Origin of the sequence: Chryseobacterium sp. ERMR1:04, from assembly GCF_001297705.1 — a bacterium.
GTDB lineage: Bacteria > Bacteroidota > Bacteroidia > Flavobacteriales > Weeksellaceae > Chryseobacterium.
Window position 1 is genome coordinate 962122 of the sequence record NZ_LIRF01000008.1, and the last position, 18528, is coordinate 980649.

18 protein-coding genes are annotated in these 18528 nt (G+C 34.4%); 14 read left to right on the forward strand and 4 right to left on the reverse strand.

All coding sequences use genetic code 11. The features are described from left to right. Window positions 1-21: 21 nt before the first annotated feature. Window positions 22-771 (forward strand): nitrilase-related carbon-nitrogen hydrolase, encoded by a 750-nt coding sequence (locus AMQ68_RS21620; protein WP_054512644.1) that lies wholly within the window; start codon window positions 22-24, stop codon window positions 769-771. Between the two features lie 140 nt (window positions 772-911). Here AMQ68_RS21620 and AMQ68_RS21625 read toward each other — a convergent pair whose 3' ends face one another. From AMQ68_RS21625 to AMQ68_RS21640, 4 genes are all read right to left on the reverse strand, one after another. Then, window positions 912-1211 carry a co-chaperone YbbN gene (locus AMQ68_RS21625; RefSeq protein WP_054512645.1) on the reverse strand — a complete coding sequence of 100 codons (300 nt, stop codon included), beginning with the start codon at window positions 1209-1211 and terminating at the stop codon, window positions 912-914. A gap of 37 nt (window positions 1212-1248) precedes the next feature. Beyond that, window positions 1249-1614, reverse strand: coding sequence for a rhodanese-like domain-containing protein (locus AMQ68_RS21630; protein WP_054512646.1), 366 nt, complete (start codon window positions 1612-1614; stop codon window positions 1249-1251). A gap of 9 nt (window positions 1615-1623) precedes the next feature. After that, entirely contained in the window at window positions 1624-3033 is a 1410-nt protein-coding gene (locus AMQ68_RS21635) for a rhodanese-like domain-containing protein (protein ID WP_054512647.1), read from the reverse strand. A gap of 118 nt (window positions 3034-3151) precedes the next feature. Further along, window positions 3152-4210, reverse strand: coding sequence for a hypothetical protein (locus AMQ68_RS21640; RefSeq protein ID WP_054512648.1), 1059 nt, complete (start codon window positions 4208-4210; stop codon window positions 3152-3154). 140 nt (window positions 4211-4350) lie between these two features. Here AMQ68_RS21640 and AMQ68_RS21645 point away from each other — a divergent pair, with 140 nt between their 5' ends. From AMQ68_RS21645 to AMQ68_RS21705, 13 genes are all read left to right on the forward strand, one after another. Further along, on the forward strand, window positions 4351-5877 hold the full coding sequence (locus AMQ68_RS21645) for a helicase HerA-like domain-containing protein (protein WP_054512649.1): 1527 nt from the start codon (window positions 4351-4353) through the stop codon (window positions 5875-5877). A 348-nt stretch (window positions 5878-6225) separates the two neighbouring features. Beyond that, window positions 6226-7449 carry a PolC-type DNA polymerase III gene (locus AMQ68_RS21650; protein WP_054512650.1) on the forward strand — a complete coding sequence of 408 codons (1224 nt, stop codon included), beginning with the start codon at window positions 6226-6228 and terminating at the stop codon, window positions 7447-7449. A 261-nt stretch (window positions 7450-7710) separates the two neighbouring features. After that, window positions 7711-8910: a diaminopimelate decarboxylase gene (gene lysA / locus AMQ68_RS21655; protein WP_185113413.1), complete on the forward strand. Its 1200-nt coding sequence runs from the start codon at window positions 7711-7713 to the stop codon at window positions 8908-8910. Between the two features lie 213 nt (window positions 8911-9123). Continuing rightward, window positions 9124-10857, forward strand: a complete 1734-nt coding sequence (locus AMQ68_RS21660) for a thiamine pyrophosphate-dependent enzyme (RefSeq protein WP_054512652.1) — start codon at window positions 9124-9126, stop codon at window positions 10855-10857. Further along, window positions 10857-12101, forward strand: coding sequence for an MFS transporter (locus AMQ68_RS21665; RefSeq protein WP_054512653.1), 1245 nt, complete (start codon window positions 10857-10859; stop codon window positions 12099-12101). Before AMQ68_RS21660 ends, AMQ68_RS21665 begins: the two co-directional genes overlap by 1 nt. 97 nt (window positions 12102-12198) lie before the next feature. Further along, window positions 12199-12684 carry a hypothetical protein gene (locus AMQ68_RS21670; protein WP_054512654.1) on the forward strand — a complete coding sequence of 162 codons (486 nt, stop codon included), beginning with the start codon at window positions 12199-12201 and terminating at the stop codon, window positions 12682-12684. Beyond that, window positions 12684-13064, forward strand: coding sequence for an energy transducer TonB (locus AMQ68_RS21675; RefSeq protein ID WP_054512655.1), 381 nt, complete (start codon window positions 12684-12686; stop codon window positions 13062-13064). Before AMQ68_RS21670 ends, AMQ68_RS21675 begins: the two co-directional genes overlap by 1 nt. After that, entirely contained in the window at window positions 13057-13827 is a 771-nt protein-coding gene (locus tag AMQ68_RS21680; protein ID WP_123905753.1) for a hypothetical protein, read from the forward strand. The genes AMQ68_RS21675 and AMQ68_RS21680 overlap by 8 nt, the downstream gene beginning before the upstream one ends. Window positions 13828-13931: 104 nt before the next feature. Next, on the forward strand, window positions 13932-15380 hold the full coding sequence (gene miaB, locus AMQ68_RS21685) for a tRNA (N6-isopentenyl adenosine(37)-C2)-methylthiotransferase MiaB (RefSeq protein ID WP_054512657.1): 1449 nt from the start codon (window positions 13932-13934) through the stop codon (window positions 15378-15380). Between the two features lie 62 nt (window positions 15381-15442). After that, window positions 15443-15877: a hypothetical protein gene (locus AMQ68_RS21690; RefSeq protein WP_054512658.1), complete on the forward strand. Its 435-nt coding sequence runs from the start codon at window positions 15443-15445 to the stop codon at window positions 15875-15877. 126 nt (window positions 15878-16003) lie between these two features. After that, window positions 16004-17299, forward strand: coding sequence for a sigma-54-dependent Fis family transcriptional regulator (locus AMQ68_RS21695; RefSeq protein WP_054512659.1), 1296 nt, complete (start codon window positions 16004-16006; stop codon window positions 17297-17299). A gap of 6 nt (window positions 17300-17305) precedes the next feature. Further along, a complete protein-coding gene (locus tag AMQ68_RS21700; RefSeq protein WP_054512660.1) occupies window positions 17306-18004 on the forward strand; it encodes a glycerophosphoryl diester phosphodiesterase membrane domain-containing protein in 699 nt (232 codons plus the stop codon). Window positions 18005-18012: 8 nt separating this feature from the next. Beyond that, a complete protein-coding gene (locus tag AMQ68_RS21705; RefSeq protein WP_241775196.1) occupies window positions 18013-18528 on the forward strand; it encodes an LptE family protein in 516 nt (171 codons plus the stop codon).

An 18528-nucleotide genomic window follows, 5' to 3' on the forward strand; every position in this document is an offset into this window, starting at 1 on the left:
GGAAGTTATTGAATAAGATCTATGAAAATTATAGCATTAAATTTAGATATCATTTGGAAAAATAAGACTGAAAATTTTAAATTAATTGAAGAGCAGCTGAAAGATCAGGAAGCTGATGTTTTCCTTTTACCAGAGATGTTTTCAACAGGTTTTTGTATGGATGCTTCTGAAGTTTCAGACCGAAATGAAGAGTCTTTAGCGTTTTTAAAAAAGATATCGAAAGAGAAAAATGCGGCATTTTGTGGAAGTGCTCCTGTAGAAGAAAATGGGAATTTTTATAATAGGATGCATTTCGTAAAGCCAGATTCTGAGGTTGTTTTTTATGATAAAAGACATTTGTTTTCTTTCTCAGGAGAAGATAAAGTATACACGCCAGGAAAAGAAAGAGTGATTGTGAATTATAAAGGAATAAGGTTTTTATTGCAAGTATGTTATGATCTTCGTTTTCCTGTTTTTGCAAGAAATAATGACGATTATGATGCGATTTTGTATGTTGCCAACTGGCCTGAGAAAAGAGTAGGAGCCTGGGAACATCTCCTGAAAGCGAGAGCTATTGAAAATTTATCTTTTGTATTTGGGTTAAACAGGATCGGGACCGACGGAAATGATCTGTTTTATCAGGAAAGTTCGCATTGCTTTTTTGCAGATGGAAAAGAAATTGCTGCGAAAAATGGAAATATTGTTTCCGCGGAATTAGATATCAATGAATTAAATGATTTCAGAAAACATTTTCAGTTTTTGAATGACAGAGATTCTTTTTCGATTGAATGATAAATTATTCATCTTTTAAATAAAGTTTTTCTCGCTGATTTTTTGTTTTTAATAATCCTTGTCAAGGTTCAAAAACCTTGACAAGGATTACAAATTGAAATTTTTCACGTAAAAATAAAAAACTGTGATTTCTCACAGTTTTATTCATATTGTTTTAAAAGTTGAGTCAGCGTATTTACATCATGCACCCCACTTTCTTTCCAGAGTAATTCTCCTTGTTTGAAAATCGCTAAAGTAGGAACTCCGCGTACTCCATATTGTGAAGCGATGGCTGGATACTGATCCACATCTATTTTTATAATTCTGGCTCCTTGACCTATATTTTCTTTTACTGTATTTAAAACCGACGACTGAACTTTGCATGGTTGGCACCAGGTTGCAAAAAAGTCGATCAATACAGGTCTTTCAGATTCAATAAGTTCTTGAAATTTTTGTGACATATTTTTTGGTTTTAGTTCAAGTTTTGGATATTCATCATTAAAGACTGGAATCCTGAATACCTTTTACATTTCTCCAACTCGTTCCGTCATACACTTCAACACCATTTTTCTTTAAGATCTTAACAGCTTCATCTGCCTGTATTCCTTTATTACAGAAAACAACTACTTTTTTCCCTTTTAGTGAGGTCGGATTGTTTATGATTTCAGCCAAAGGAACGTTAATGGCGTTGTCGGCTGTTCCTCCTGCAAATTGTTCAGGGGTTCTTACATCTACCAAAGTAACATCCGGATTATTGATTATTTTTCTAATACTTGCATTGGAAACCTCTGAGTTTGTTGCTGTTTTACAAGCGCTTAATGCTAAGGCCGAGACAAGGATTAATCCAAAAATTTTATTTTTCATATAGAGATCTTACAATGTTTTTGATTGACAAACGAAGTCTGAAGTGGGGAATTTCTCTGTTTTTTTGATTCCGTTATATCCGCCTTCTATTTCGGTGAAATTTCTGATTCCGTGAGAGTTAAGAATGCTTGCTGCGATCATACTTCTATAGCCTCCCGCACAGTGAATAAAGAAATGTTCAGAATCATCAATAGTACTTACCCAATCACTGATGGTATCCAATGGTTTGTTATAAGCGTTGTCAATATGTTCCGCAGAATATTCTCCTAGTTTTCTTACATCAATAACTTTGGTGTCTTCAGTAAATTGTTCTGCAAATTCGGAAGGTGAAATTCTTTTTACTTCATCCATTTCTTTGCCTGAATTTTTCCAAGAATCAAAACCTCCCTGTAAATATCCTACCACATTATCAAAACCAACTCTGCTTAATCTTGTAATAACTTCCTCTTCCATTCCTTCGTCGGTCACTAATAATAAAGGATGCTTTACATCTACGATCAGCGTTCCAACCCAAGGGGCAAAATCTCCTTTTAATCCGATATTGATAGAGTTTGGAATAAATCCTTTTTGGAAATCAGCAGGCCCTCTTGTATCTAAGATCAAAGCTCCGGTTTCTTCTGCAAAGTTTTCGAAATCTTCAACAGAAACAGGATTTAATCCTTTATCCATAACGACATCAAGGCTTTCGTAACCTCCTTTGTTTAAAGCCACGTTCATTCCGAAGTATTTAGGTGGAGCTGTTAATCCATCTAAAACCTCTCTGATGAATGATTCTTTATCGGGTTGATTTAATGCGTAATTGGTTTTTCTTTGATTTCCCAAGATATCAACAGTTTCTTTCTGCATATTCTTTCCACACGCTGAACCTGCTCCATGAGCCGGATAAACCGTAATACTATCGTCTAAAGGAAGTATTTTGCTGTGTAAACTTTCGTATAATATTCCTGCAAGGTCTTCTTGGGTAAGATTGGTTGCTTTTTGAGCAAGGTCGGGTCTTCCCACGTCTCCTAAAAACAATGTGTCTCCTGTAAAAATGGCTGTTTCAACACCATTTTCATCAATGAGAAGATAGGTGGTACTTTCCATGGTATGACCTGGAGTGTGCAAAGCCTTTATTTTTACTTTTCCTATTTCAAAAATCTGATCGTCTTCTGCAATAATGGCTTCAAAATCAGGGTTTGCGGTTGGTCCGTAAACAATAGGCGCTCCTGTTTTCTTACTTAAATCCAGGTGTCCTGAAACGAAATCTGCGTGAAAATGGGTCTCAAAAATATATTTTAAAGTTACATTGTCTTTTTCCAGGCGATCCAAATAAGGTTTTACTTCTCTTAGAGGATCTATAATTACAGCTTCATTTTCTGATACTATATAATATGCTCCTTGAGCCAGGCAGCCTGTATATATTTGTTCAACTTTCATCTTATTTCTTTAACAATTTTGTTGTTATTATTCAATCTACAAAAATCGTGTTTTATTTTTTAAAAATGGGTTAAAATAAAATATCGATACTCATAGAGTAAATCTATAAAGTTTTTATTTATTCTAATTTATAAAAGATCTTGTAGAAAATTTCATTCGTGTCTTCAGAGATATTTTTATCTATTTTAAACTGAATGTAATTTTCTTGTTGAGATTCTCCTTCGGGATAATTGATGATTTTATGGAATTTTTCATAAATATGATCTTTTATTTTTCCGTTATCGGCTATTCTTATCATTTCATTGAAATACTTTTGGGTATCGCCGTGAAGTTTCCAGTTTTTTTGATAAGCTTTATAAAAATCAATCATTCTTTCGGTGGCATACACTTCGGAATCTATTTGCATATCGTTAAAACCGGTCAAAAGTTCTTTTTTATCTAAATGACTTTCTATCCATTCTATTTTGGCCTCTGCAGCAGCAATGGTAGCATTCATCATCATTGTGTCTCTTCTTATAACAGGTGAAAGAACCGTATCGGGAGCTTCTTGGATAGGTAAAGGTTTTATTGAAGCGATATTTAATACTCCAAAATAGTTTTCAGCTTTCTCTTTAAGTCCGGCTAATTGATCATCTGTCATATCATCACTGGAAACTCTTATTTTGAAACCCCAGCCTCCACATTCATAAATAGCCAGGAGAGATTTTTTATCAACATATTTAACGCCTTTAAAAAAATCGGGTTGCCCTAACGTATTATTAAAGATTGAGTATATATAGTTAACCTTCAGGTTTTCATTGGAAGTATTTCCGAATAAAGGTTTTAGATTAACGCCTTTATTTGAGTTTTGATTAATGGCATATTGGTATGAATAAAATTCGTCTCTGAGTTGTTGATTATCCAATTCTTTTTTAGGATAAATGTAAAGAGTCAAGACTGTTTTTATTTTTTTAGTTTTCTGTTGAACATAGCTTATGGCTACATTTTGATTTTGCAGATCATACGAAACTACCTCTTCTCTTTGAAAGCCCGACCATAATAAAGGGAAAATAGTTTTTGTAAATGGATGGGTGTAATCTTCTTTTACAGGTAAATTAACGGGTTGCTTTCTTTGTTGGGAAAAAACCGTAATGAAAAAGAAGGATAAAATAAAGAGTAAATTTTTCTTAATGATCATGGTGTGTTAGAATGTTGTATTTTCATATACTAAATTACGGAAAATTTATAGAAATTGAAAGGTGAACTTAATCATGAATATTCTTTAGATGATTAAATGTTTATAAAAAATTTTATATTTATAAAGTTAAAAAAGATCAAATGGCAGATAAGGCAAAATTTATTGAAGATTTAAATGCAAAATATACTCCTAAAGGAGAACATATTATACTAGGAAAAGGAATGCTGGATGGCGAAGTAGTGCCGGAAGTAAACGTAAGTATTCCTTTAAAAACAATCAACAGACATGGGCTTATTGCCGGTGCTACGGGGACGGGTAAAACCAAAACGTTACAGGTTTTTGCAGAGCAGCTTTCTCACGCAGGAGTTCCTTCTTTGGTATTGGATATTAAAGGAGATTTTTCTGGAATTGCAGAGGCTGGCCAGATGAATGCTATTATTGAAGAAAGATATGCTAAAACGCAGCTTCCATATAATCCACAAGCATTTCCGGTAGAATTAATGACGATTTCTGGTGGAAAAGGAGTGAAATTAAGAGCTACGGTTACAGAATTCGGCCCTGTTTTATTAAGTAAAATTTTAGAATTGAATGATACTCAGCAAAGTATCATGTCTATTGTTTTTAAATATTGTGATGACAAAGGATTGCCTTTGATTGATCTTAAGGATCTTAAAAAAGTACTGCAATATGTAACAGATAATGCACAAGGAAAAGCTGAGCTGGCATCCAACTACGGTTCTATTGCTTCTGCTTCTTTGGGGGCTATTTTAAGATCAATAGTCGCTTTAGAACAGCAGGGAGCAGGAGATTTCTTTGGGGAACTTAGTTTTGATGTTCATGATTTGCTTGAAACCAGAGATGGAAAAGGCGTCGTGAATATTTTACGAGTAGCAGATATTCAAAGTAAGCCGCAATTGTTCTCTACTTTTATGCTTTCTCTTTTTGCTGAAATTTATATGACTTTTCCGGAAGAAGGAGACAGCGGAAAACCGAAATTAGTTTTATTTATTGACGAGGCTCACTTAATGTTTGACGAATCTTCAAAAGCATTGCTTTCGCAGATTGAAACGATGGTGAAATTAATTCGTTCTAAAGGAGTTGGTATTTATTTTATTACTCAAATTCCGGGCGATGTTCCAGAAAGTGTGCTTTCTCAGTTGGGGCTGAAGATCCAACATGCGCTAAGAGGTTTTACGGCAAAAGATAAAAAAGAGATATCTAAAGCAGTTGAAAATTATCCGACAACGGAATTTTACGATGCGTCAAATTTAATTCAGAATCTAGGAATCGGGGAGGCTTTTATTACGGCTTTAGACGAGAAAGGAATTCCTACACCGTTGGTTCATACGTATTTAATTTCCCCGGAATCCAGAATGGACGTTTTAAATGATGCTGAAGTTTCAGATCTGGTAAACAAATCTGCTTTAGTAGCTAAATATCAGGAAGATATTGATAGAGAATCTGCTTACGAAATGTTAACCACGAGAATGGAACAGGCGGCACAAAATTCTACGCCAACCCAAAAATCGAGACCTGTAAAAGAAGAGCCGGGAATGTTTGAGCAAGTTTTGAAAAGCCAAGCGGGAAGAACGTTTACAAGTACTCTGATGCGTGAAGGAGCAAAAGCGATCTTAGGAATGTTTGGATTGGGAGGAAGAAAAAGATAAGAATAATTTGGGATGAATTATCATTAAAGATATCGTCAATTTATTTCATTGAGTAAGTAATTTCCAATTCAATTATGGAGAGTTTAAACTCAAGATGTACTTTTTTTGATATAATTTTTGTTAATTTAGCAGGACTGCCTTTATTTATCAATACAAATTGGGTGTTTTAGCTGTTTGAAAGATTGATTTGACGGATGAATCTGAATAATAATCAAGAAAATGAGCTACAACCATTTTGTACGCGTTGGCATAGGTTATGTACTTCGTACAGTATCATATTGTAAGTATTTTAATGGGGCAGGAATTATTAATATTAATCATAAAAATTAGCTGTAAAGCAAAATTGTAATGTATTCAATAATAGATATAGAAAGTAATGGTGCAGGTTACAGAAAAGAATGCATTATAGATATTGCGATCTACCGTTATGATGGACATAAAATTGTTGATCAATTTATTTCTTTAGTAGACCCTGAAGGAGATATTACTCCTTTTGTTCAGAAATTGACGAATATCACCCCAAAAATGGTGAAAACGGCCCCGAAATTCCATGAAATTGCAAAAAGAGTGATAGAAATCACTCAAAATACAACCTTGGTAGGGCATAATATAGATTTCGATTACAGAATGCTGCGCCAGTCGTTTGCAAGGTTGGGGTATGATTTTAAAATCAATACCTTAGATACCATTCCTTTGGCTAAAAAACTCATTCCTGATGAAGCAAGTTATTCATTAGGAAAATTGGTTAGGTCTTTAGGAATTCCTCTAACAAACCCTCACAGAGCAGAAGGTGACGCGCGAGCTACTTTAGAATTGTTTAAACTTTTGGTGTCAAAAGATATTAAAAATGAGATCATTCAGGAGCATCACGAGGAAGCAAATGCTAAAACGTACATCAATAAAATTAAGCAGCTAACGCAAGATCTTCCAAGTGAGAGAGGGTTTGTATATTTTCAAAATGAAGAAGGAAAAATTATTTTTTCCGACTATGTGCAGGACATTAATAAGTTCTCTAAGAAAGTTTTTAATTCCAAATCTAAAAGATGGGAAGAAATTCAGTTGGGGGTTACTCAGATTAATTTTGAGCTTACAGGAACAGATATCATTGCCAAGCTGATACTGAATTCAAAAAATATCAAAAGAAGAGAAGTATATCCTTTCGGACTTTATTTTAGAAATAATAAATATATTGTTGAAAAGAATAAACTCAATAAGCTAGAAAAACCAATTCTGAAGTTCAAGTCTTTCACTCAGGGCACAAAAGCAGTTCAGTTTATTGGCGCGTTTGAAGAGTATAATGATATTAATGTCTTTAAAAAGAAAATAGAGTTCAAGAAAAGAAACGAACTTTGGCTAGGGCAAGGAAGAAAATTAGGGGAGAAGTTATTCTTAATTATCGAAAACGGAAAAGTTGTTTCCTACGGTTTTTACGAGCTTTTCACTCAAATTCAAACGTTGAGCATGATCTCTAAATTAAAAATAGATCTGCCATTATCATCGGTAGATTTACATAACGATTTGCAGCTGGCGTTACTTCGTGGAGATTTTGAAACCTTACCATTACCCAAGTAAAAGAACGTTTTAAAAGCGTAGGAATTGTTATCAAGAAGGAAACGCTTTGCAAACAATTTTCTCAAACTAAAAAAGAATTAGTATTTTTGTAAAAAATAAAACGAAGCAATGCAAAATTTTAAACAAAAAAGAACTGGAAAAAAGGGAGCCGTAAGGTTTTCTAAGGTTTGGAATATTTAAAAGAGTTGTCTTGCATAAAAATAATTATTGCGGCAGACTCTTTTTCGGAAGGATCTGCCCTTTTTATGTTAAAATGAAATTATGAATTCAAAAGAGTTATTAAAGATTGCCAATGAGTTTGGCACACCGGTGTACGTTTACGACGCAGAATCTATCAAAATTCAATACGAAAAACTTACATCGTCTTTTTTAAAACACACAAGGTTCTTCTATGCAGCGAAGGCGTTGACAAATATCAACATCCTGAAGTACGTCAAGAACTTGGGTGCTTCTTTGGATTGTGTATCAATTAATGAAGTAAAGCTTGGTTTAAAAGTAGGGTTTACTAAAGACAGAATATTATTCACTCCAAACTGTGTTGATTTAGCTGAAATTGAAGAAGCAATGACACATGGCGTACATATTAATATTGATAATATTTCTACGCTTGAGCAATTTGGAAACAAATACGGGAATACCTACCCAATCCTTGTAAGAATCAACCCCCATATTTTCGCGGGAGGAAACTATAAAATTTCAACGGGACATATCGATAGCAAATTTGGTATTTCTATTCACCAGGTTCGTCACATCGAAAGAGTGATGAAAAGTACAAACCTGAATGTGGAAGGTCTTCACATGCATACAGGAAGCGAGATCAAAGATCCTGATGTTTTCCTACAAGCATTAGATATTATGCTGGAACTTTCTGAGCATTTCCCAAACCTGAAATATTTGGATATGGGAAGTGGTTTCAAAATCCCTTACCAAGACAGCGAAGAAGAAACTGATGTGAAAACATTAGGTAAAAAAGTGGAAAAAGTAATTGCTGAGTTTTCAAAATCTACAGGAAAGAAATTTGAACTATGGTTTGAACCAGGGAAATTCTTGGTTGGAAAAAGCGGATATCTTTTAGTGAAAGCAAATGTGATCAAGCAAACAACAGCAACAGTTTTTGTGGGCGTTAATTCAGGGTTTAACCACTTAATTCGTCCAATGTTTTACGATTCTTACCACGCGATTGAAAATTTATCTAATCCCAAAGGAGCAGAAAGAATTTACACTGTAGTTGGAAACATTTGTGAGACAGATACTTTCGCTTGGGATAGAAAACTAAACGAAGTAAGAGAAGGTGATATTTTAGCGTTCCATAATGCGGGAGCGTACGGTTTTGAAATGAGTTCAAACTTTAATTCAAGACTAAAACCTGCTGAAGTGTTGTTCTTAGATGGAAAAGCTCTTCTAATTCGTAAAAGAGATGAGTTTGATGATCTATTAAGAAATCAGATTGAAGTAATTTAAATTAAAATATACCTACTCCGCAAGAAATTGCGGAGTATTTTTTTAGGCCTATTGCAGGATATTCTAATAAAACTTTAACATTGGGTTGCGGTGAAAATCCTAAATTATTAGTTAAATTTGGTAGAGGTCAATCTTTAAACAAGAAAACAATCTTAACTGATCTGTACCATTTCTGGATTTCTAATTAGAAAAATAACCACCAAAAATATAATTATGGCTAAAAATATAGCTGAGCAAATTGTTGAAATGCTCGAAAAAGCAAATGTGAAAAGAATTTATGCCGTAACAGGCGATAGTCTTAATCATTTAAATATCGCCGTTAAAAAAAGCAGTATTGAATGGATTCATGTAAGACATGAGGAAGTGGGTGCGTATGCAGCAGCAGCGGAAGCGGAGCTTGATGGTTTTGCAGTTTGTGCAGGAAGTTGTGGCCCGGGACACGTTCATTTGATTAATGGAGTATATGAAGCGCACCGGTCTCATATTCCAATGTTGGTGATTGCCTCTACCATTCCGAGTGAAGAGATGGGGATGGATTATTTCCAGGAAACGAATACCATAAAATTGTTTGATGATTGTAGCTATTACAACCAAATGATCACAAGACCAGAGCAGGTACAAAGAACGATGCAGACGGCCATTCAACATGCGATTTCTAAAAAAGGAGTTGCGGTAATTGGCCTTCCGGGAGATGTTTCCGAATTGGATGCTGAAGAAGCTACCACTTCCAATCAGATATTTAAAACAAATCCTATTATCCGACCTTCTGATGAAGAATTGAATCAGCTGGCAAATTTGATTAATGAAAGCGGAAAAGTAACGATCTATTGTGGAATTGGGGCAGAAAATGCCAATGCTGAAGTCGTAGAACTTTCGAAATATTTAAAATCTCCCGTAGGATATTCTTTCCGTGGAAAAATGTCGATACAGCCTAATAATCCTAATGAAGTAGGGTTGACGGGTCTTTTAGGTTTTCCTTCTGCTTATCATGCCATGCATGAAGCAGACTTATTGCTTCTTTTGGGAACCGATTTTCCTTACCAAAAATTTATGCCTGTTAAAAATAAAATCGTTCAAATTGATGAAAGTCCGGAACGATTGGGTAGAAGGGCTAAGTTGGAACTAGGTTTAACAGGTGATGTTAAAGAAACGATCAAGGCGTTATTACCTTTATTAAAAGAGAAAACAGACGTTAATTTCCTAAATCAACAGTTGGAGTTTTATGAAAAAGTAAAAGAGCAACAATTGATCTACGTGAAAGATGCGGGAAAAGAAGATGCTATTCAACCGGAATATGTAGCGCATACGTTAGATAGATTGGCGAAAAATGATGCTATTTTCACTGTAGATACAGGAATGTGCTGTGTTTGGGGTGCAAGATTCATTACAGGAACGGGCGAACGTAAAATGTTAGGATCATTCAACCATGGTTCTATGGCGAATGCAATGCCAATGGCTATTGGAGCGTCTTTAGCACATCCGAATCGACAGGTTATTGCGATGTGTGGTGATGGTGGATTATCGATGTTATTAGGAGATATGGCCACTATTTTTCAATATAAACTTCCTGTGAAATTGATTGTTTTTAACAACAGAGCACTGGGAATGGTAAAATTGGAAATGGAAGTCGGTGGGATGCCCGATAATGAGACCGATATGATTAATCCTGATTTTGGAATGATCGCACAGGCAATGGGCTATCCTGGAAAAAATGTTCATCAACCGGAAGAAGTTGAGTCAGCTATTAATGAATGTCTGAATCACGACGGTCCTTATCTTTTAAATATTTTCACCAATCCTAATGCGTTGGCATTGCCTCCAAAAATTGAATTTGATCAGATCATCGGGATGACAAAATCGATGGCTCAGTTGATGCTGGGTGGTAAAATGGAAGAAGCTTTGGAAACAGTAAAAAGTAACTATAAACATATTAAAGAATTATTGTGATGAGTAGTTCTTTAAAAAAATTCTACATTATTGCGTGGGCATTTGGGTTGATCTTTTATTTTTTAGATTATGTGATCAGGTCTGCCCCCGCGGTGATGATTCCTCAATTGGTTAATAATTTTAACACCACCGAACTGAAGCTGATCAGTATGGTAGGAACCTATTATTACACCTATTCAACCTGTAGTTTAATTGCCGGAATTGCTTTAGATAAATTCGGTGGCAAAAAATCTCTTTTCGTTGGAACTTTGATCTTAGGATTGGGGTGTTTATTATTTTTAATTTCTAGCCAGGTCGCCGGAATTTCCGGAAGATTATTACAGGGCGCAGGTTGTGCTTTTGCTTTTCCTGGCTGTGTTTATTTGGCGAGTAAAGGTTTCTCTTCAAAATCTTTGGCAACAGCCATTGGTTTCACACAATGTATAGGAATGTTGGGTGGAACGGCAGGACAGTTTGTGGTAGGACCTTGGGTAGAAAAAGGAGTCAATATTGATACCTTCTGGCTATGGTCAGGAATTACAACAATTGTTACGGCTTTCGGTTTATTCTTTGTTATTCCTAATGAAAATAAATCTCAAGATTCTGAAAAAGCTAAAACGCAACATATTGGATATTTAGAACCCTATAAAATTGTTTTTAAAAACCCTCAGTCTTGGCTTTGTGGGATTATTTCGGGGTTATTATTTGCTCCAACAACGATATTTGCCATGACTTGGGCGGTTGCTTTTTTTCAGAAAGACAAGCAGTTTGTTTTTCATGAAGCAGCCATTACAAGTGCCATGGTTGCCTTTGGGTGGGTTTTTGGATGTCCGCTTTTAGGTTTTATAACCGATAAAATAGGAAGAAGAAAGCCTGTTTTGGTAGGTGGAGCTGTAATTATGATCGCAAGTTTATTACAGTTGATTTACTTACCGGAGTTATACCCTGCAAAAATAAGCATGTTTATTCTTGGGCTAGGTTCCGGAGCAGCGATGATTCCGTACTCCATTATTAAAGAAGCAAACCCAGATTATGTAAAAGGAAGTTCTACAGGAGCTATTAATTTTATAACATTTGGGGTTACCACTTTATTGAGCCCTATTTTCAGCAGATGGTTCGGGAAAAGTTTAGATATTTCGGCTGGAGATCTGCATTTTCAAGAGTCTATCTTATTTTGGATTGTGGGCATTGTTTTAGCCATTTTGGTTTCATTAATGCTGAAAGAAACAGGAAGCAAAGCTCAGAATCAGCCAATCACTTCATAGTTTTTACATTAAAATTTAATTAAATATTTTAATCAGGCTTTACACTTTTGTGTGAAGCTTTTTTTTGATGTAATTTTGCTCTAATAAAAATATATTCATGAAAACTTTAGCATTATTCATCGGGCTTTTTGTTGCAAATTTTGCTTTTGCACAACAAGATGTTGAAGAGAGAGACAATACATTTACTCCAGAAGCAAGCAACAATATTCTGAAAATAGATATCAAAGAACCTTTATTACAAATTGCTGCAAAAAACTGTAATGATTTTAAAGCTGCAGCCTTTGAAGGAGGTGTTTTAGTATATAAGGAGATATTGAGAAAATATATGTTTGATTATCTTAATTCTGATTTTTATGTATTAAATGGTGATTTTAATTTTATATTAACGATCGATCAGACAGGAAAAGTGACTAAAATTGAAGGATCTCCGAAAGTAGCCAACAGCCAGGTTTTTTTTGATGATATGAAGTATGTAGTAAGAAGAATTAAACAAAACTGGATTCCGGCATCTTGTAACGGACAGCCGATCACTTCACAGGTTAAAATAAAAATGAATCTATCATCTATTTCAACAGATATGTAATGAAAAAATATATTGTAATTTTATTCTTCTTTCTTTTCAGCAGTCATGCTTTTTCTCAAGATACAAAAGCTGAATTTCCGGGAGGCGATGAGGCGTTCAAAACAGAATTTATGAATATGGTTCATGCCTATGTAGACGTTGCGTTGTATGCGATTCAGGGGGATGTAACTTTTATCTTTAATATTGACGAAAAAGGCAAAACCAACAATCTGGATGTACTTCCAAAGTTTAAAAACAATGAGATGTTCATTGATGATATGAAGTATGCCATGAAAAAAGTAAAAAAGAAATGGACGCCTGCCACAAAAGATGGAGTTCCCGTTAATTCAAAATATATTTTGAAGGTTAAGTTTAGTTCAAATGTTTATGATCATGATTAGGAAAGTATTTATTCTAATTTTTATTATTTCAACGGTTTTAATATCTGCTCAAAGAGAGGTTCTAGATCAATACCCTCATGGACAATATTTTTATGCTGGTGGAATAAATGAATTTAATAAGGAGGTTGTCAAAGTAGTGAAGCAACAGAAACTACTACCTTGTGAAAATGTTGGAGAGAAATATACTATTCCAATTATTGTAAATGAAAATTCTACGATTAATTATATTAAAGATTTTGATACGATAACAATTCAGAAAAATAAATGTGCATTTGATTTCGCACGTAAAATTATGCCTCATTTAAAAAGATGGATTCCTGCAAAGGAAAATGATAAATATATTGCATCAATTACAAAAATTGAAATTAAACCTTTTTATTTGTACTACTCGAAAGATGATCCAAGAAGTAATGAAATGAAAAATCCGGTATATGAGAAAGGAATGAAAAGTTTTGCAAGTGAAATAATATTTATATTCAATAAAAAAGTTAAGAAAAATGAGGATAAATATGCTAGCTTGACATTTGTTGTAAACGAAAAAGGAGAAATGGAAGGGTTTGAAATTGAAGGTAATTATACTGAAAATGAAAAAAAAGATATTGTTGATGAACTTTCTCGAATAAAAGGAAAATGGAAGCCCGCTTCATTTAATGGTATTCCCCTTAAATTTAAACTAAGGCAACCATTGCGTCAAAACTTTGATGTTCAAATAGAAAATGAGGAAAATATGAAATCTATGAATCAAATGATGTATAATAGATAATGATATCATCCTGCCATTATGGCACAATATTTTGTATCTTTGCAAACTAAACTATTTTTAGCATTGATATAAAACCCAATTTCTAAAATTTAATTTCTACAAAAGTGCAGGAAAAATATATAGACGAGACCAAGCAGGGAGAAGCTTTTGCTATTACTGAAAGAGATGGGAATTCTAAAAAATTATTTTTAGAGAGCTATGGTTGTCAGATGAATTTCTCTGATTCTGAAATCGTTGCCTCTATTCTTAATGATCAGGGTTATAATACAACTCTTAAAGTAGAAGAAGCAGATCTTATCCTTTTAAATACATGCTCTATTCGTGAGAAAGCAGAGCAAACAGTGAGAATGCGTCTTGCTCAGTTCAAAAAACTGAAAAAAGAAAAACCAAACATGACGGTTGGTGTTTTGGGCTGCATGGCGGAGAGATTAAAAACCAAATTTTTAGAAGAAGAGCAGTTGGTTGACCTTGTGGTTGGCCCTGATGCTTACAGAGATTTACCTAATCTTTTAAAAGAAACAGAAGATGGTAGAGATGCTATTAATGTGATTCTTTCAAAAGAAGAAACCTATGCAGATATCAATCCTGTTCGTTTAGGTGGAAATGGAGTAACAGCTTTCGTTACCATTACCAGAGGTTGTGATAACATGTGTACATTCTGTGTGGTTCCATTTACGAGAGGTAGAGAAAGAAGTCGTGATCCACACTCAATTCTTGAGGAATGCAAAGGCCTTTGGGATAACGGATATAAAGAAATTACATTGTTGGGGCAAAACGTAGACTCTTACCTTTGGTACGGAGGCGGGCCTAAAAAAGATTTTGCCAAAGCATCTGAAATGCAGAAAGCTACGGCCGTTGATTTTGCACATTTGCTTGATCTTGTGGCTAAAGCGGTTCCAGATATGAGAATCAGATTCTCAACGTCTAATCCTCAGGATATGAATTTGGAGGTGTTTAGAATTATGGCAAAACACGAGAACGTCTGTAATTATGTTCACCTTCCTGTTCAGAGTGGAAGCAACAGAATGCTGGAAGCGATGAACAGACAGCACACTCGTGAAGAATATTTAGAATTAATTAATAAAGCGAAAGAAATTGTTCCTGATATTTCTTTTTCTCAAGATATGATTATTGGTTTCTGCGATGAAACGGAAGAAGATCACCAAGATACTTTAAGCTTAATGAGAGAAGTAGAATATGACTACGGTTATATGTTCTCTTATTCGGAAAGACCGGGAACTCCTGCTCACAAGAAGATGGAAGATAATGTTCCTGCTGAGGTTAAACAAAGACGTTTGGCTGAAGTTATTGATTTGCAGAGAGAATTATCCAGACAAAGAATGGAAGGATATGTTGGACGTATTCACCGTATTTTGATCGAAGGTGTTTCCAGAAAAAACCAAAAACAGTGGAAAGGAAGAAACTCTCAAAATGCCGTTTGCGTATTTGATATGCTGGAAGGGCAAAAATTGGGTGACATTGTGGATGTTTTCGTTTACGATAATACACAGGGCACGCTTTTAGGGAGAAAAGTAGAACATACGCTGAACTAATTTGTTCTCCAAAGAGACCCATATATATTCAAGAATAAATAATTATCAATAATAAACAGACAATGGAAAAATTTCAAAAATATTGCCTTAGTGTTTTATTGGTAATCATTTGCAATAATATTTCGGCGCATGTTCATAACGGGACCATCGAAAGTGATGACTGCAAAAGACTGCGAGAAGTTTACAGCAAGTTTTTAGGAACTCAGGATTATGACCAAGTCTTTGAGTTTTTAGCTAAGAAAAAAACAAGCGAATATTGCACGTTAAATCAGAAACAAAAAGTATTTGATGCTATTGGAGAAACCATTGTTCCCAATCATCATCATAATTTTTATAATGATTATCTTGGATTAAATTATTCTCAGAGGAATAAGCACAATAAAAATTTAGAAAATTTTGAACGACAAAATAAAGAATACAATTTTGTCGAAAACATATATTTTACAAGTAAAGTTTCGAAAGTCAGAAACAAAGATTATTTAGATTTAATAAGTTAGAATTAATAATTGTGATGAAAATAAGCTTTAAAAGCTTACAACATCGTTTTAGAAAATCAACAAGCCTTACAGAGCATACATTGAGTGTTTGTAGGCTAAATTAAATCAATAATCAAAAATTTACTTATGAGTAACGACTTACAAAATATAAAAAACCGCTTCGGAATTATCGGAAATTTTCCGGCTTTAAACCGTGCCTTAGAAAAATCTATTCAGGTGGCACCCACAGATATCTCTGTGTTGGTGATCGGTGAAAGTGGGGTAGGGAAAGAATTTATCCCTAAAATTATTCATTCAGAATCTAAAAGAAAACATCAGCCTTATATTGTTGTCAACTGTGGAGCGATTCCTGAGGGAACAATCGATTCCGAATTATTTGGACACGAAAAAGGAGCCTTCACCGGAGCTACCGCTACCAGAAAAGGATATTTTGAAGTGGCAGATGGTGGAACAATTTTCTTAGATGAGGTAGGTGAACTTCCTTTACAGACGCAGGTTCGTCTTCTAAGAGTGTTGGAAAGCGGTGAATTTATGAAGGTGGGTTCTTCACAGGTTCAAAAAACCAATGTGAGAATTGTTGCGGCTACCAACGTGAATATGATGAAGGCAATTCATGACGGAAGATTCCGTGAAGATTTATTTTACCGTTTGAATACCGTGCAAATAGATATGCCGCCTTTGAGAGAAAGAAAAGGTGATATTCATTTGTTATTCAGAAAGTTTGCAATAGATTTTGCTGAAAAATACAGAATGCCGGAATTGGAATTAGAGCCAAGCGCTGTGCATTATGTTGAAAATTATTCTTTTCCCGGAAATGTTCGTCAGCTAAGAAACCTCGTTGAGCAAATGACGGTAGTAGAGCGTGAAAGAACGATAACGGTAGAAAAATTATCAGAATATATTCCAATGGAAACGCATTTACCTATGGTGGTAAATACGCCTAATAATCAAAAACAGAATGATTTTGGGAGCGAAAGAGAAATAATGTACAAGATTCTCTTTGATATGCGTAATGATATAAATGATTTAAAATCCTTAACTTCGGAACTGATAAAGAACAGAGGAACGGCAGATTTGAGCAATCAAGAGAAAAATCTGATCAGCAGGATTTATACTCCTGAAACGCAGCAGGCGGTACCAGCTAATTCTTTATTGTATTTTGAAAATAATAATAATGGCCCAGCTGTTCAGACGCCAACAATCATATCAAATTCAGATAATGAGGATAGCTATGAAGACTTTGAAGATATTGAAATTGAGGAAAATAAACCTGAATCTTTATCTCTTCAAAACAATGAAAAAGATTTGATTATCAAAGCGTTAGAAAAGCATAAAGGACGTAGGAATAAAGCGGCCGATGAGTTGGGAATTTCACAAAGAACTTTATACAGGAAAATAAAACAATATAACCTAGAAGACTAACGAACCATGAATTTTGACTTAATTACTAAAGGAGGATACAATTTTAACATCGGAAAATATATTTCTGACGGATTTGAACTTTTCAAAAAAGATATTGGCGGATTTATAGTAGCAACTATTCTCGTAGTTATCATGAGTATTATCCCGTTTTGCGGATTATTGGCATTGGGTAATTTTTATAAAATTTGTAGAAAAGTAGATCAGGGGCAGAAAGTTCAGGCTGGTGATATTTTTGACTTTACAGATTTTTGGGTGTATTTCAAATTTATGCTGCTTATTTTCGTAGCAATTGTTATATTAATGATTCCTATCCAAATTTCTTTAGTTCCTATGATATTCGCAGCTCAATATGGAGATGGAGCAGGTGATTTAGGATCAGCTTTATTTGCAGGAGGAATGGGGATCTGGATGATTCTGTTTATGTTGCTAATATTTGCGTTTGCTATTTCTTTTTACTTTGTACAGCCTATTATTTCATTATACAGAGTACAAAGTGTAAGACAGGCTTATTCGCTTTCTTGGAAAATAGCTAAGAAAAACTTTTGGATGATTTTGATCTTCAGCCTTGTTGTAGGAGTCATTTCAGAAGTAGGAATTATCGCTTGTGGAATAGGAATATTGTTTACTGCGCCAATAGGAATTTGTATTAAATATGCTAGTTTTAAAGATGTTTTAGAAACACAAAATCAAAAGCAGGGTTTATGATAAGTAAAATGAAAATTATATTTGGATTTGTAATTCTTTCATTGTTTCAGCAATGTTATTCTTTTACAGGTTCATCTTTAACAGACGAAAAGACGGTACAGATCAATGAATTTCCGAATAATGCTGCATTGGTGAATCCTACATTGGCACAGCAATTTTCAACAGATATTCAAAACAGATTTTTACAGAGAACGACGTTAAAGGGAACCAAAGAAAATCCGGATATTTTGATCGAAGGAGAGATTACAGACTATTCTATAACGCCTACCACGATTGGTTCTAATACAACACAGAATCAAGCTACAGGAGGTATTGTTCAGGACTCTCAAAATAAATTAACAATTACGGTGAAAGTGCATTATGAAAATAAAGTGCATCCAGATTCCAGTTTCGACAGAACCTATTCTGATGAAGCGGTTTTCAACAGTAATTTATCACAGTCACAAATAGAAACTTCACAGGTGAAGATTGCAACAGATAGAATCATTAACAAGATATTTAACGATATTGTAGCGAATTGGTAA

Bases quoted from the DNA above. Each gene is read 5' to 3' on its own strand.
- AMQ68_RS21620 (WP_054512644.1), top strand. From the start codon at position 22: ATGAAAATTATAGCATTAAATTTAGATATCATTTGGAAAAATAAGACT.
- AMQ68_RS21640 (WP_054512648.1), bottom strand. From the start codon at position 4,210: ATGATCATTAAGAAAAATTTACTCTTTATTTTATCCTTCTTTTTCATT.
- AMQ68_RS21700 (WP_054512660.1), top strand. From the start codon at position 17,306: ATGAATTTTGACTTAATTACTAAAGGAGGATACAATTTTAACATCGGA.
- AMQ68_RS21695 (WP_054512659.1), top strand. From the start codon at position 16,004: ATGAGTAACGACTTACAAAATATAAAAAACCGCTTCGGAATTATCGGA.
- AMQ68_RS21705 (WP_241775196.1), top strand. From the start codon at position 18,013: ATGAAAATTATATTTGGATTTGTAATTCTTTCATTGTTTCAGCAATGT.
- AMQ68_RS21670 (WP_054512654.1), top strand. From the start codon at position 12,199: ATGAAAACTTTAGCATTATTCATCGGGCTTTTTGTTGCAAATTTTGCT.
- lysA (WP_185113413.1), top strand. From the start codon at position 7,711: ATGAATTCAAAAGAGTTATTAAAGATTGCCAATGAGTTTGGCACACCG.
- AMQ68_RS21635 (WP_054512647.1), bottom strand. From the start codon at position 3,033: ATGAAAGTTGAACAAATATATACAGGCTGCCTGGCTCAAGGAGCATAT.
- AMQ68_RS21625 (WP_054512645.1), bottom strand. From the start codon at position 1,211: ATGTCACAAAAATTTCAAGAACTTATTGAATCTGAAAGACCTGTATTG.
- AMQ68_RS21660 (WP_054512652.1), top strand. From the start codon at position 9,124: ATGGCTAAAAATATAGCTGAGCAAATTGTTGAAATGCTCGAAAAAGCA.
- AMQ68_RS21690 (WP_054512658.1), top strand. From the start codon at position 15,443: ATGGAAAAATTTCAAAAATATTGCCTTAGTGTTTTATTGGTAATCATT.
- AMQ68_RS21675 (WP_054512655.1), top strand. From the start codon at position 12,684: ATGAAAAAATATATTGTAATTTTATTCTTCTTTCTTTTCAGCAGTCAT.
- AMQ68_RS21630 (WP_054512646.1), bottom strand. From the start codon at position 1,614: ATGAAAAATAAAATTTTTGGATTAATCCTTGTCTCGGCCTTAGCATTA.
- AMQ68_RS21645 (WP_054512649.1), top strand. From the start codon at position 4,351: ATGGCAGATAAGGCAAAATTTATTGAAGATTTAAATGCAAAATATACT.
- AMQ68_RS21680 (WP_123905753.1), top strand. From the start codon at position 13,057: ATGATTAGGAAAGTATTTATTCTAATTTTTATTATTTCAACGGTTTTA.
- AMQ68_RS21665 (WP_054512653.1), top strand. From the start codon at position 10,857: ATGAGTAGTTCTTTAAAAAAATTCTACATTATTGCGTGGGCATTTGGG.
- AMQ68_RS21650 (WP_054512650.1), top strand. From the start codon at position 6,226: ATGTATTCAATAATAGATATAGAAAGTAATGGTGCAGGTTACAGAAAA.